The organism is Rhodococcus sp. WAY2 (assembly GCF_009859915.1).
Taxonomy (GTDB): Bacteria; Actinomycetota; Actinomycetes; order Mycobacteriales; family Mycobacteriaceae; genus Rhodococcus_F; species Rhodococcus_F oxybenzonivorans.
This window is the reverse complement of the sequence record NZ_CP046572.1, coordinates 3,977,970-3,989,890: the sequence shown is the minus strand read 5'-3', so window position 1 is coordinate 3,989,890 and position 11,921 is coordinate 3,977,970. Positions and strand designations below refer to the sequence as shown.

Genomic DNA, 11,921 nt, shown 5'->3' with positions numbered 1-11,921 from the left:
CCCCCCATGTCATCGCTGCGCTGTATGTCCTCTCATCTTCTGAACCACCTCGGCAATGAACGCCGACACCGCATCGAGCTGGGTGATGTACGCCCAGTAGTCGGGGTGCCTGCCCGTCAGTGTCCCTGCGATCCGGTCGATCCGCTCGAGCTGGGCGTCGAGGACCGACCCCCATTCCCGCACGAGCCCGCGATTGACAGCCAACATCTGGGCATCGCGCAGGCGAAATCTGATCTCGTTCTCTTTCGCACGCGGATTCTCGCGGACATGCCGCAGTAGTCGCAACCGGTCGGTGACACCGTCCACCTTCGCCTCGGCATCCGCCAGATGAGTCCGCGCCGCGCTCGTCAACTCGAGCGCGCCTTCCGGGTTGCCCGCGGTCAGGGCCTCACGCGCCTTCTGCAGATCGGCCTCGGCCTGTTCGATCTGCAGGCGACTGTCCTGCTCGTTGCGGACGAGATCCGCCGAACTTCTCGCGTTGAACTCTCGCAGTAGTGCGGAGTAGGCGGGCGCGAGCCGCTCGGCGCGGGTCTGTACGGCGGCGATCCGGGTGGTCACGGACGACACCGCGTGTGAGGCGTCCCGCTCCTTGGACGGCGCCGCCGCCAGCGCACTGTCGAGGGCCGCCGCAGCGTCCCGTACCCGGCCCGCGGCTTCGCGCACCGGGTTGGCCCCCCGGGCTGCCTGCAAGGCCGCGACGGCGTCGTCGAGCGCCGCAGCGGATGCCCGCACCGACGGATAGTCGCCGTACGCCTGGTGTCGCCGCAGCCCGTCGCGAGCGGCCTCGGCGGTCTGCAGGGCCTGCTGCGCCACCTGTGGAACGGCGGCCAGCATCGCCGTGGATTCCTCGAGATGACTGCGATGCGCGCGGTAGAACTCGTCCAGCGCCTGTGTCGCGGCCACTAATTGCGCTGTGACCCGCTCGAAGGCGGCGGTTGCCGCCGGCGACTGGACGCCGTCGAATTGATCCTCCGCCGCGAGATACGCGGACGCCGCCTGATAGCACCCGTCCCGAACCGGCTCCCACAGCCGCTGGACTCCGCGTTCCGGGGTGAGCTGTTTCGAGGCGTCGACCGCCGCGGCGGCGATGCTCTGGCGGTTGTCCATGTCGAGAAACGCTGCGACCATGGTGTCGTGGGCGCGACGGGTCGACTCGTCGCTCCGGGCTCTTCCTCGGAAGCGTCCCGACCATCCGCTCGTCACACCTGAAATCGTACTGGTCGGCGCAGTCGGCCCGAGCTGACCGGAATCGCCTGTGGACAAACCTGTGGACAGGTATCGGATGGGACAAGTCGGACAAATTCATTATCGTGGTGGTGCACGACGATCTCGAGACTTCGACAGCCGTCGAGGTCGAACACCTCCTCTCGAAAGGACCCCTGAATGGGCGTCAGCTTGACCAAGGGCGGCAACGTTTCACTCACGAAGGAGGCGCCGAACCTGACCGCGGTGGCTGTCGGACTCGGATGGGACGCTCGTTCGACCACCGGTACCGACTTCGACCTCGACGCCAGCGCCATCGGTGCGGGTGCCGACAAGAAGGTTGTCTCCGACCAGCACTTCATCTTCTTCAACAACCTGCGCTCGCCGGACGGTTCCATCGAGCACGTCGGTGACAACACCACCGGCGCCGGCGAAGGCGACGACGAGGTGATCAACGTCAACCTGGCGGCGGTCCCCGCGAACATCGAGAGCATCATCTTCCCCGTCTCGATCTACGACGCCGAGACCCGCTCGCAGTCGTTCGGTCAGGTTCGCAACGCGTACATCCGCGTCGTCGACCAGGCAAACGGCAACGAGCTCGCCCGTTACGACCTGTCCGAGGATGCGTCCACCGAGACGGCGATGGTCTTCGGGGAGCTGTACCGGAACGGCGCAGAGTGGAAGTTCCGCGCTATCGGCCAGGGCTACGCGTCCGGGCTCGCCGGTATCGCCCGCGACTACGGCGTCAACGTCTGACGTAGTTTCGCTACATCAGCCGGGTAGGGTTTCGCGTCGCTGACGTGGAACCCTCCTCGGCGTTCGTACTCCAGCAGTAGCCACCCGGCATTGCCCAACAAGAAAGGCCACGCTCAGTGGTTCTGCGAATATTCGGTCTGTCCTTCGCTGTCACGGTGGTGTCCATCATCATCGCGGCGCTCTACGGAGGCCCCCAAGCCGTCCTCCTCGTCGTCATCCTCTCGATCCTCGAGATCTCCCTGTCGTTCGACAACGCCGTCATCAACGCCACCGTGCTGCGGCGGATGAGCGAGTTCTGGCAGAAAATCTTCCTCACCGTCGGCATCGTCATCGCCGTGTTCGGCATGCGCCTGGTCTTCCCGCTGGTCATCGTGTGGCTCGCATCCGGCCTCGGCCCGGTCGCCGCCCTCGACCTCGCACTCAACCCGCCCGCCGACGACGCCGCGTACTTCCCCGACGGCAGCCCCAGCTACGAAACCCTGCTCACCGACGCCCACCCGCAGATCGCGGCGTTCGGCGGCATGTTCCTGCTGATGCTCTTCCTCGGATTCATCCTCGAAGAGCGCGAGATCACCTGGCTGTCCTGGCTGGAGAAGCCGCTCGCCCGAGCAGGCAAGCTCGACCAGCTCGCGGTGATCGTCGCCGGTGGCCTGCTTCTGCTGACCGCCTCGTACATCGCACCCGAAGACACCGTCTCGACCGTGATGGTCGCCGGAGTCCTCGGCATGATCACCTACATCGCCGTCAACGGCCTCGGCGAACTGTTCAACACCCCGGAAGAGGATGAGAACGGCGAGGTCGTCGAGGGCTCCAGTGGCGGCCCGACCGAACTGGCCAAGGCCACCGGCAAGGCCGGCTTCTTCCTGTTCCTCTACCTCGAGGTCCTGGATGCGTCGTTCTCCTTCGACGGCGTGATCGGTGCCTTCGCGATCACCTCCGACCCGATCATCATCGCCCTCGGCCTCGGCTTCGTCGGTGCGATGTTCGTCCGCTCGATCACCGTGTTCCTCGTTCGCAAGGGCACCCTGTCCGACTACGTGTACCTCGAACACGGGGCGCACTGGGCCATCGGCGCCCTGGCCGTGATCCTGCTCGTCTCGATCGGCTACCACGTCAACGAGAACGTCACCGGACTCGTCGGCGTCGCCCTCATCGGAGCCGCGTTCATCTCCAGCATCTTGCGCAACCGCAAGGCGGCAGCAGCCGGCGGGAGCTCGGACAATGACGTGGACGAGCCGAAACCGCTCTCCATCAGCTAGGTTCTGCCTGTACTCGCATCCTGCGGCAGTGGTCGTGACCCGGTCACGAGCACTGCCGCTCGGCACTGGAAAGGGCACCTATGGCGCGGCTGCTCGAAAAGTCGAAGAAGGTGGTCGAAGCCCAACTGGCCGGAACCACCATCCGGGCAATACAGGGATCGATGATTGCCTACGAAGGCAATGTCAGCTTCAAATCGGCCGGTTTCGGTGGCGGCGACGGTGTACTGGCGGGGATGAAGAGGCGCGCCACCGGCGAGTCGCTGTCCTTGATGGAATGCTCCGGCAACGGTGTCGTCTACCTGGCGGTGGGCGGCCAGCACGTCACCGTCATCGACCTCGCGGGTGAAACGCTGCAGGTGGAGTCGCAGCAACTCCTCGCACTCAGCGGCAACCTGAACACCAACGTCACCTTCACCGGTCTCCGCGGCGGTGTCGGCGGCCAGGGCCTGTTCACCACGACGGTGTCGGGGCAGGGGCAGGTGGCCCTCCTCTCGGCCGGTGGCCCGCTCATCCACCTCGAGGTGTCGCCGCAGTATCCACTCGTGGTCGACCCCGACGCCTTCGTCTCGGCCCGCGGGCAGTTGACCCAGTCCTTCGTCACCGATGTGTCGTGGCGGACCGCCGTCGGCCAGGGCAACGGTGAAGCCTTCTCCCTCAAGTGGGACGGCCACGGCGTCGTGTCCATCCAGCCGGCGGAACGGTGATCAGCATGGTGTTCACACAGGTCAATTCGAAGGTCGTCAAGGTCGATGTCGGGGCAGCGGGCGGAGTCGTCGCGCGCACCGGGTCGATGCTGTTCTACACCGGTCAGGTCCAGTTCTCACCGCACCAGGTTCCCGGTTCGCAGTCCATGGCCGGGATGGGCGGGTTCACCCGCATGGCCGGACGCATGATGCAGGGCGAACACGAGCGCACGATGCTCGCGCAGGGACAGGGCGAGGTGCACTACGGTCACGCCGGTCTCGAGGTGCACGTGGTCGACATGTCGCAGGGTGGAACTCTGTGCGTCGAGGCGTCCCGACTGCTGGCCCACAACGCCGGACTGCAGAGCTCGGTGGTCTCGGTGATGAGTCAGGGCGGTGGCGGTGGTCGCGGAATGCTCGGTGCCCTCCGCGGCGCCGCTGCGGGTGCGTTGTCCGGGACAGGCATGTTCACCACGCAGCTGTCCGGGTACGGATCGGCGGTGCTGTTGGCGCACGGCGGTTTCCTGGAGATCCCGGTGGGCGGACCCAACCCCATCCTCGTCGACCCCGACGCGTTCGTCGGTACGTACGGAAACGTTCAGGTAGAACTGAAGTCCGCGGTCGGCTGGCGGGATGCCGTGGGCCGCGGCGCCGGAGAAGCGATGCAATTGCAGTGCACCGGACAAGGAATCGTCTACGTTCAGGCTTCGGAGGAGAAACTGTGAGCACCGTGCTGAATCCGACGACCCTGGGCGCCAGCGACAACATTCCGGACAACAGTTACGCCTACTGCATCGACCTCACTGCACCCTGGTTCATCCGCAAGGGTGCGATGATCGCCTACTACGGGCAGATGCAGTTCCAGGCACTGACCCACGGATTGCACGGCGCCGCACTGCACATGGTGGCCAACCAGTTCTCGGCGCCGCTCTACATGGGTGAGTATGCGGTAGCCGAAGGCTTCGGGAAGCTGATCATCGGTGACCGCGGCTACGACATCAACTCGTATGACCTCGACGACGGCAACCTCACCATCCGGGCGTCCAATCTCCTTGCCTTCGAACCGGGTTTGTCGCTGAACCAGTCGATTGTCCCGGGGTTCCTGACCCTCATCGGAACCGGCAAGTTCCTTGCCTCCTCCAACGGCCCGGTGATGTTCGCCGAGCCGCCACTGCGGATCGACCCCGAAGCACTCGTCGGGTGGGCGGACTGCCCGTCGCCGAGCCACCACTACGACCAGGGGTGGATCAGCAACTTCCTCGCCGCCGGCGCCCACATGATGGGCATCAACTCGGGGGAGGAACGCCAGTTCGACTTCACGGGCGCCGGAACGGTGTTGATTCAGTCCAGCGAGAAGGTCCTGAGCGACACGCATGTCGTGCGCAGCATCGAGGGCCAGATCCACGGCATCACCCCGAGCGGTCTGCAGCGGCTCAACGGTGTGATCGCCGCCAAGCTGGCCGAGCAGCCTCGCTGACGTCGAGGCGAATGTACCTTTCGACGCGGTAGCAAAGCCGAAAGGTACATTCGCCCCGCTCAGCCGGCGGGGTTGGGGCCCAGCCGGATGACGTCGGTCCGGGCATGCAGCCCGATTTCCGGCCACCCCACGGTCAGGGTGATCACCCCCGACTCCGGGTAGGCGCCGACCCAGTAGCGGGGCTCGGTGTGATACTCGGACGCCTCGCTCGTGGCCACCCTCGACGTGGACTGCAGGTGGCTCGGGTCGGCCTCACCGACCACGTCGTCCACCCGCACGTGCACCGCGAGATACGACCAGCGGGCGGACGGGTCGTCGGGATCGTCGAGGGGGCGGGTTTCGTGACGCGCCCTGTCAGCCGTGCGTCCGGTCGCGGTGAGCTCGATGCGCAGCTCGAGACCCGCCGGGTGGGCGACCACCTCTGCCAGCCGGAGCGTCAGATCACGGGTAGTCGCGAGTTCGACGGGGCCGTATACGACGACCCCTCCCGTGGCGGGCGGCGCGGCCGCCGGCCACCGCCTCCTGCGCATGCACCCCATGGTCCCACCGGGGGCGGCGGCCTGCCACAGCTACGTTCCGGGCCGAATGCTCACGGCAGCTGGGCCATGCCGTACAGGTGTGTCGCGCGCACCCGGAGTACCTGCCGTCGCTCGGACACCATCGCACGACGAAAGTCTTCCCAGTCGTCGTGTTCCCGACCTGCTGCATTGCGGAATACCTCGACGAGTTCGTCGGTGGCCGCGTCGTGGGGGTCGCCGGCGACGGCACTCAGCTCGGCGTCACCTTCGACGACCGCGTAACTCCAGAAGTCGGGCGCGCTCACGTGCAGCGACACCCGGGGGTCCCGCGCGGCGTTGCGTGTCTTCGCCCGGTCCGCGGTCACCGAGATCCGGGCGGTGTTCGTGTCGGGGTCCCAGGTGTAGAGAACGTTGGATAACTGCGGTCGGCCATCCCTTTTGATCGTCGTGAGGACGGCGTGCGAGTGTGTCGCGACGAGGTCGAGCAGGGGACGCTGCGCGTCGTTCACTTCCAGGCTCATACCGACACCCAACCACGGTGCGGTCGGTGATGTTCCCGTTGCGCCATCCGCAGCGCAGTCTCACCCGGACTCGCCCGGTGATCCTTCCGCATCGAGCAGGACACGCGCCGAACCGGCGAACGACCGGACCTGCGCGTCGTCCCAGAGGTGTGCGGGCACACCGCCACCCAGTAGTCGCCGAACCAGTGCGGGGTCGTCGCCGAGGGGCACATCACTTCCGGCGATCACGATGTTGCCGTAGCGACGGCCCTTCAGCATGGCCGGGTCCGCGATCACGGCGGTGTGCGGGAACACGCTGCCGATGGTGGCCGCTTCCCGCCGCGCCTTCACGAGGTCGCGGGTGTCACCGCAGTTGACGACGTAGATCCCGCCCGGTGCCAGGACCCTGCGAACCTGGCCGGTGAATTCGACGGTGGTGAGTGACGGAGGCGTCGTGTTGCCGGCGAACACGTCACGAATGATCAGGTCGCGGCTCGACTCGGTGAGGGTTTCGGTGACAGCCCTGGCTTCACCGACGCGGAGTCGGAGCAGCGGTGCCCGCGGCAGATCGAACCATCGACGCACCAGTTCGGCCAGCTTGCCGTCCAGTTCGACCACTACCTGCCGGGCGTCCGGATACACAGCCGACAGATAACGGGCAAGTGAGCAGGCGCCGCCGCCGAGATGTAGTGCCCGCACCCGGTCCGCGCGCTGCCAGCGGGATCCGATCAGGTCGGCCATCCACCGCATGTACTCGAAATCGAGGTGTTCGGGATCCGTGAGGTCGATGTGTGAACTTTCGACGCCGTTCACTTTGAGGACCCAGCCGTGGGGATTGACGTTGTCCTCGGCGAGTTCGCAGGTTCCCGTGTCGATCGGATAGACCCCGGCAACGGGCCCACCTTCGGGTGCGTGCGCAGTTCGGCCGCCGCGCTGCCTGCCCATATACCGACTTCCCTACCGTTCGCATCGACTGCGCGCGTCTGCTGCGACAATCGTCATCCCACGATACCGGCACGACTACGCGGTGACCTACCGTAGTGGCGCGCACGAGAGAGGGAGGCGATGGAACCTCAGGAAGTCGACTTCGCCCACACCGAAGGCGCGGCGCGCAAACGTCGCGAGAAGGCCGTGGGGCTCGCCAGATACGTCTGGGATCGCGCTATCAGCGGGAAGGAACTGCTCGACCTCACCGACGGCACACTGCGGAAACTGGCCCGGGCAGCCGGATCCAACCCACCGAGCACCATGGAAACCTGGCTCACCGTGGCCGAACTGCTCGACCAGAAGTCGGCGTGGGCCGAGCGCCACCCGGATCATCCGTCGGCATCGCCCGCACACGCGGACGAGAAGATCATGTGGGTGAAGCCACCCGTCGCGCCCTGGACCGACTGACGCCCCGCCGCACTTCAGGCCGACGGCCGCACCGCGAGGATGCGGTCGTCGCTCTCTGCCGGCGACCCCCGACCGTCGCGGTTGCTCGTGCTGAACCACAGCGCCCCGTCCGGTGTGGCGACGACGGTGCGCAGCCGCCCGTACTCCTCTGCGAACAGCGACTGCGGTTCACCGAGCGAGCCGTCCCCGCCGACGGGTATCCGCCACAACCGTTCGCCCCGCAATGCCGCCACCCACAGCGACCCGTCGAGGTAGGCGACGCCGGACGGTGACGCCTCGTCCGTAGGCCACTGCACCACCGGGTCCACGAATTCGGCCTCGTCCGCCTGCCCTTCGACGTCGGGCCATCCGTAGTTGGCGCCAGGCCGGATCAGGTTCACTTCGTCCCACGTGTTCGCGCCGAACTCGGTGGCCCACAACCTGCCTGCGTCGTCCCAGGTGATGCCCTGCACGTTCCGGTGTCCCAGCGACCAGACCGGTGATCCGGACAGCGGGTTGTCGGGCGGAATCGTTCCGTCCGGATTGATCCGCAGGATCTTGCCGCCGAGCGAGGAGGGATCCTGGGCGAGCGGCCGATCGCCGGCTTCGCCGGTGGTGACGTAGAGCTTGCCGTCGGGTCCGAAGGCGATTCGGCCCCCGTCGTGGATCGACCCGGCCGGAATTCCTGTGAGGATCGGGACGGGCTCGCCGAGGCCGCGGCCGTCGTATCGCACGGCGACCACGCGGTTGTCCTCGTCGGTGGTGAGGTAGGCGAAAATTGTCTGGTCCGACGTGTAGGTGGGCGACACGGCGATCCCGAGCAGTCCCGACTCCCCCCGCGCTGCCACCTCCGGCACCTCCCCGACCTCGGTCACGTCACCGTTCGGTTGCAGGCGACGGATGGTGCCGCTGTCCCGCTCGGCGATCACCGCGGCGCCGTCGGGTAACAGCGCGATTCCCCAGGGCACCTCCAACTCGGTCGCGATCACGGTGGGAGCGGCTACGGGTGGTTGCGCCGCCGATGTCGCCGCCGACTCCCCCGTGCTCGAATCGGTCTGGCAACCGGTGGCGGCAAAGCCCACCAGCAACGCGGCAACCGCAACACATCCCCGTTTCATGAGAGTCCTTCCGCCGCGCGCCGGTCTCCACCCATACAAGTGCGAAAGTACGCTCGCGCGCACGATGCCGCTCACCGGACGCGAACGGCGCCTGATCACCCACTCGGGCGTGCTTACACTGAGCATCATGGGAACTGCAGGCGATCTCGACCTCGAGCGGTACTTCGAACGGATCGGATACCACGGGGACCGATCCGCGACGACGGCAACACTGAATGCCATTGCCGCCCACCATGCCCGGTCGATTCCGTTCGAGAACCTCGATCCGTTCCTCGGCACACCGAATCGGCTGGACCTCGAGTCGCTGCAACGCAAACTGGTGGAATCGCGCCGAGGAGGTTACTGCTTCGAGCAGAACCTCTTGTTGCGCGCCGTCCTCCTCGAGCTGGGCTTCGAAGTCACGGCGTTGGCCGCACGGGTGCTGTGGGGGTCGACGTCGACCGACGTGATCAACCCGCGCTCGCACATGCTGCTACTGGTCGATGTCGAAGGTGACCGGCGCATCATCGACGTCGGGTTCGGTGGCATGACCCTCGACACCACGTTGCGCCTCGAAACGAACACGGTGCAGGACACTCCGCTCGAGCCGTTCCGGCTGCTCGACCTGCGCGGCGACTACCTCTTGGAGGCCCTCGTGGGGGACGAGTGGCGTCCCATCTACCGCTTCGACCTCACCCCGCAGCACCCCGTCGACTACGAGGCGCCGAACTGGTACCTGTCCACCTGGCCCGGTTCCCATTTCGTCACCGGACTCCTCGCTGCCCGGGTCGCGGAAGGGCGCCGGTATGCACTCAACGGAACCCGGTTCACCGTCCACCCGCTCGGTGGTGAGTCCGTCCGACTCGAACTGACGAGCGCCGACGAGCTCCGGAAATGCCTCGAATCGGAGTTCCTCATCGACACCAGCGGACTTCGCGGACTGGACGAGGCGTTCCACCGGTTGCCCTGACAGCGTGCTCGCCGGGCAACCGGCTCGACGCTCAGCTCCAGCGTGCCTGGCCGCCGTCGAGCGGGATGGTGGCACCGGTCAGGTAGCCGGCGTCGGGTCCGACGAGGAAGACGACGGCGCGTCCGATGTCCTGCTCACAGTCTCCGATCCGGCCCAGCGGTATCGACCGGACGAACTCGGCCGCCTCCTCCGGATTGTTCTCTGTCCACCACTGCAGTCCGGGAGAGAGGGCATGCGGCGCAATGGCATTGACCCGGATTCCGTCGGCGCCCCACTCACTGGCGGCGGTGCGGGTGAGCGAGCGCATGGCCTCCTTCGTGGCCGCGTACAGCCCGTAACCGCTGGTGTCCCAGCGCACCGCCGAGGAACTCACGAGATTGACGATCGAGCCGCCGCCGCGTGCTTTCAAGTGGGGATGGCACAGCTGCATGAGGAACAGAGTCGCCACGGGACCCACCGCCATGGCCCGGTCCAGCAGCTTGGGAGTGACCTCCAGCAACGGGCCGAGCGCACTAGCGTTGGCGTTGTTGATCAGGATGTCGATGCCGCCGAACACCTCGACCACACGTGCGACCATCGGCCCCAGTTGCTCCCGCTTGCTGATGTCACACACGAAAGGCTCGGCGACACCACCGAAGTCGGCGATGGCAGCGCACGTTTCGACGAGTTTCGACTCCGTGCGCCCTACCACCGCGATCCGCGCGCCCTCCTTGGCCAGTGCACGCGCCATACCGGCCCCGACGCCCTGCCCTGCTCCGGTGATCAGTGCCACCTTGCCGTCCAGCGCGCCCATCAGGGATGCGCCGTCAACCGGAAGCTGGGGATGTCGGCGAGAGACATCACCGCCTCGAAGGTCCGCTCGTAGCCGGTGTGCGCGATGCGCCACCGCCCGTCCGGCCCGCGAGCATAGCGGTCGGAATAGAAGGCAGCTCCGCGCAACGCCATGTCGTGTTCGGGGATCAGCACGAGGTCGGAGAGGTACCACCGGCCGGTAGCGGTGTCACCGTCGACGTCGATCTCCGGGTGGCCACAGTGATGCTCGGTGATGGTCTGCGGGCCGAGGCTGGTTCTCATGAACTCGACCACCGCGTCGCGTGAGTCGAATGTCAGATGTTCGCCGTAACTCGCGGTCGCGTCGGGAAGCAGGGTGTCGGCGAATTCGTCCCAGTGCTTGGTGTCGAGGGCGCGCAGGTAGGCGTACTTGAGTCTGCTGATCGCGGCGACAGCTTCCAGGTCCATGATCACCCTCCGGGTACCAAAACTGATACCTGTTCTACCACGGATGGACGGCGCGCGGACTAACTCGACACCACGTCGGCCAGCTGCGGATCGACCACGTCACCGAGAACGTCCCAGGGGACGGTGACGGTTACCAGCCCGACGGCGTGCGGCCCCACCTGATAGTCGTCGAAGTGAATTTCCATCCCGGCGGGGGTCGCGAGCCAGTTTGCGAAGTTCTTTTCGACGGGCTCGATGCCGGTGCGGTCGAACTCAGGGCCGGCAGCCGTGGCCGGCAGCAGGGTTGCGCACTGCTCGGACAACCTCCGTAGACCGGCATCCAGATCTGGGAAGAGATCGGCGAGCGTGATCGGCGCGGCCGTGTCGGCGTTTACGACCACCGTCGCGACGATCGGGGTGGGATGCGCACCGGGTGGATCGGCGTTCCACGACGTCACCAGCAACCCGCTGATCACGTGCTCACCGATGTGCGCGACTTGGTGCTCCTGGCTGCTGAGCGTGAAGGCGTCGGTGCCCGAACCGTCGATCTGGTCCTGGAGTGCGGCCCGCATCGATTCGTTGAACTCGGCGGTGACCGCCGGATCCCCGCCCTCGATCTGTGGGATGACGACGTCGTAGGTGACGCGGCCGGTGGAACCGTCGACCCGCAGCTCGGTCTCCGTGTACGGCAGGCTCGCGGGCGTCGTCGCCTCGGCGCCTGCCGTGTCCGAAGCCGGGGCTACCGTCGTTGTCGACGGCTCACTGACCGCCGTTCCTTCCTGGCCGGAGCAGGCGGCCAGCGCGAGGACGACCGCCGCGAGCGCTACTCCCCGACCAATTCTCCGGATGCCGCTCATGAGGTATCT

Annotated in this window: 15 protein-coding genes; 7 read left to right on the top strand and 8 right to left on the bottom strand. The window is 66.6% G+C overall.

Translation table 11 applies throughout. From position 1 onward, the window contains the following. Nucleotides 1–9 precede the first annotated feature (9 nt). The gene (locus GFS60_RS18340) at nucleotides 10–1,128 is read right to left on the bottom strand and encodes a hypothetical protein (protein WP_159927326.1); all 1,119 of its coding nucleotides are present in this window, start codon (nucleotides 1,126–1,128) and stop codon (nucleotides 10–12) included. Between the two features lie 255 nt (nucleotides 1,129–1,383). On the opposite strand from GFS60_RS18340, the gene GFS60_RS18335 reads away from it, so the two are divergent. The 5 genes from GFS60_RS18335 to GFS60_RS18315 all read left to right on the top strand — a co-directional run bounded on the left by GFS60_RS18335 (nucleotide 1,384) and on the right by GFS60_RS18315 (nucleotide 5,378). Further along, a complete protein-coding gene (locus GFS60_RS18335) occupies nucleotides 1,384–1,959 on the top strand; it encodes a TerD family protein (protein WP_159923375.1) in 576 nt (191 codons plus the stop codon). Between the two features lie 116 nt (nucleotides 1,960–2,075). After that, nucleotides 2,076–3,218: a DUF475 domain-containing protein gene (locus tag GFS60_RS18330; RefSeq protein WP_159923373.1), complete on the top strand. Its 1,143-nt coding sequence runs from the start codon at nucleotides 2,076–2,078 to the stop codon at nucleotides 3,216–3,218. Between the two features lie 80 nt (nucleotides 3,219–3,298). Then, on the top strand, nucleotides 3,299–3,922 hold the full coding sequence (locus tag GFS60_RS18325) for an AIM24 family protein (protein WP_159923371.1): 624 nt from the start codon (nucleotides 3,299–3,301) through the stop codon (nucleotides 3,920–3,922). A 5-nt stretch (nucleotides 3,923–3,927) separates the two neighbouring features. Next, on the top strand, nucleotides 3,928–4,626 hold the full coding sequence (locus GFS60_RS18320) for an AIM24 family protein (RefSeq protein ID WP_159923369.1): 699 nt from the start codon (nucleotides 3,928–3,930) through the stop codon (nucleotides 4,624–4,626). Beyond that, a complete protein-coding gene (locus GFS60_RS18315; protein ID WP_159923367.1) occupies nucleotides 4,623–5,378 on the top strand; it encodes an AIM24 family protein in 756 nt (251 codons plus the stop codon). The genes GFS60_RS18320 and GFS60_RS18315 overlap by 4 nt, the downstream gene beginning before the upstream one ends. 59 nt (nucleotides 5,379–5,437) lie before the next feature. Here GFS60_RS18315 and GFS60_RS18310 read toward each other — a convergent pair whose 3' ends face one another. The 3 genes from GFS60_RS18310 to GFS60_RS18300 are packed head-to-tail and all read right to left on the bottom strand — an operon-like array spanning nucleotide 5,438 to nucleotide 7,341. After that, on the bottom strand, nucleotides 5,438–5,908 hold the full coding sequence (locus GFS60_RS18310; protein ID WP_159923365.1) for a hypothetical protein: 471 nt from the start codon (nucleotides 5,906–5,908) through the stop codon (nucleotides 5,438–5,440). 59 nt (nucleotides 5,909–5,967) lie between these two features. Beyond that, nucleotides 5,968–6,417, bottom strand: a complete 450-nt coding sequence (locus GFS60_RS18305; protein ID WP_159923363.1) for a PPOX class F420-dependent oxidoreductase — start codon at nucleotides 6,415–6,417, stop codon at nucleotides 5,968–5,970. 60 nt (nucleotides 6,418–6,477) lie between these two features. Further along, complete coding sequence (locus tag GFS60_RS18300) at nucleotides 6,478–7,341, bottom strand: spermidine synthase (RefSeq protein ID WP_159923361.1); 864 nt, start codon at nucleotides 7,339–7,341, stop codon at nucleotides 6,478–6,480. Nucleotides 7,342–7,461: 120 nt separating this feature from the next. Here GFS60_RS18300 and GFS60_RS18295 point away from each other — a divergent pair, with 120 nt between their 5' ends. Further along, complete coding sequence (locus GFS60_RS18295) at nucleotides 7,462–7,791, top strand: hypothetical protein (RefSeq protein WP_159923359.1); 330 nt, start codon at nucleotides 7,462–7,464, stop codon at nucleotides 7,789–7,791. Nucleotides 7,792–7,805: 14 nt separating this feature from the next. Here GFS60_RS18295 and GFS60_RS18290 read toward each other — a convergent pair whose 3' ends face one another. Next, nucleotides 7,806–8,888, bottom strand: a complete 1,083-nt coding sequence (locus GFS60_RS18290; RefSeq protein ID WP_159923357.1) for a PQQ-dependent sugar dehydrogenase — start codon at nucleotides 8,886–8,888, stop codon at nucleotides 7,806–7,808. Nucleotides 8,889–9,015: 127 nt separating this feature from the next. Between GFS60_RS18290 and GFS60_RS18285 the strand changes: the two genes are divergently transcribed. Next, nucleotides 9,016–9,837, top strand: a complete 822-nt coding sequence (locus tag GFS60_RS18285; RefSeq protein WP_159923355.1) for an arylamine N-acetyltransferase family protein — start codon at nucleotides 9,016–9,018, stop codon at nucleotides 9,835–9,837. A gap of 31 nt (nucleotides 9,838–9,868) precedes the next feature. Here the strand turns inward: GFS60_RS18285 and GFS60_RS18280 are convergent, their stop codons facing one another. Genes GFS60_RS18280 through GFS60_RS18270 form a run of 3 tightly spaced genes read right to left on the bottom strand, consistent with a single transcriptional unit; the run spans nucleotide 9,869 to nucleotide 11,912 of the window. Further along, nucleotides 9,869–10,630: an SDR family NAD(P)-dependent oxidoreductase gene (locus GFS60_RS18280; RefSeq protein WP_159923353.1), complete on the bottom strand. Its 762-nt coding sequence runs from the start codon at nucleotides 10,628–10,630 to the stop codon at nucleotides 9,869–9,871. After that, entirely contained in the window at nucleotides 10,630–11,076 is a 447-nt protein-coding gene (locus GFS60_RS18275) for a nuclear transport factor 2 family protein (RefSeq protein WP_159923351.1), read from the bottom strand. Before GFS60_RS18275 ends, GFS60_RS18280 begins: the two co-directional genes overlap by 1 nt. Nucleotides 11,077–11,135: 59 nt before the next feature. Continuing rightward, on the bottom strand, nucleotides 11,136–11,912 hold the full coding sequence (locus GFS60_RS18270) for an RsiV family protein (protein WP_159923349.1): 777 nt from the start codon (nucleotides 11,910–11,912) through the stop codon (nucleotides 11,136–11,138). Nucleotides 11,913–11,921: the final 9 nt, after the last annotated feature.

Coding starts and splice junctions, on each gene's coding strand:
- GFS60_RS18340 (WP_159927326.1), bottom strand. CDS start 1,128: ATGGTCGCAGCGTTTCTCGACATGGACAACCGCCAGAGCATCGCCGCC.
- GFS60_RS18335 (WP_159923375.1), top strand. CDS start 1,384: ATGGGCGTCAGCTTGACCAAGGGCGGCAACGTTTCACTCACGAAGGAG.
- GFS60_RS18325 (WP_159923371.1), top strand. CDS start 3,299: ATGGCGCGGCTGCTCGAAAAGTCGAAGAAGGTGGTCGAAGCCCAACTG.
- GFS60_RS18320 (WP_159923369.1), top strand. CDS start 3,928: ATGGTGTTCACACAGGTCAATTCGAAGGTCGTCAAGGTCGATGTCGGG.
- GFS60_RS18310 (WP_159923365.1), bottom strand. CDS start 5,908: ATGCGCAGGAGGCGGTGGCCGGCGGCCGCGCCGCCCGCCACGGGAGGG.
- GFS60_RS18305 (WP_159923363.1), bottom strand. CDS start 6,417: ATGAGCCTGGAAGTGAACGACGCGCAGCGTCCCCTGCTCGACCTCGTC.
- GFS60_RS18300 (WP_159923361.1), bottom strand. CDS start 7,341: ATGGGCAGGCAGCGCGGCGGCCGAACTGCGCACGCACCCGAAGGTGGG.
- GFS60_RS18295 (WP_159923359.1), top strand. CDS start 7,462: ATGGAACCTCAGGAAGTCGACTTCGCCCACACCGAAGGCGCGGCGCGC.
- GFS60_RS18290 (WP_159923357.1), bottom strand. CDS start 8,888: ATGAAACGGGGATGTGTTGCGGTTGCCGCGTTGCTGGTGGGCTTTGCC.
- GFS60_RS18285 (WP_159923355.1), top strand. CDS start 9,016: ATGGGAACTGCAGGCGATCTCGACCTCGAGCGGTACTTCGAACGGATC.
- GFS60_RS18280 (WP_159923353.1), bottom strand. CDS start 10,630: ATGGGCGCGCTGGACGGCAAGGTGGCACTGATCACCGGAGCAGGGCAG.
- GFS60_RS18275 (WP_159923351.1), bottom strand. CDS start 11,076: ATGGACCTGGAAGCTGTCGCCGCGATCAGCAGACTCAAGTACGCCTAC.
- GFS60_RS18270 (WP_159923349.1), bottom strand. CDS start 11,912: ATGAGCGGCATCCGGAGAATTGGTCGGGGAGTAGCGCTCGCGGCGGTC.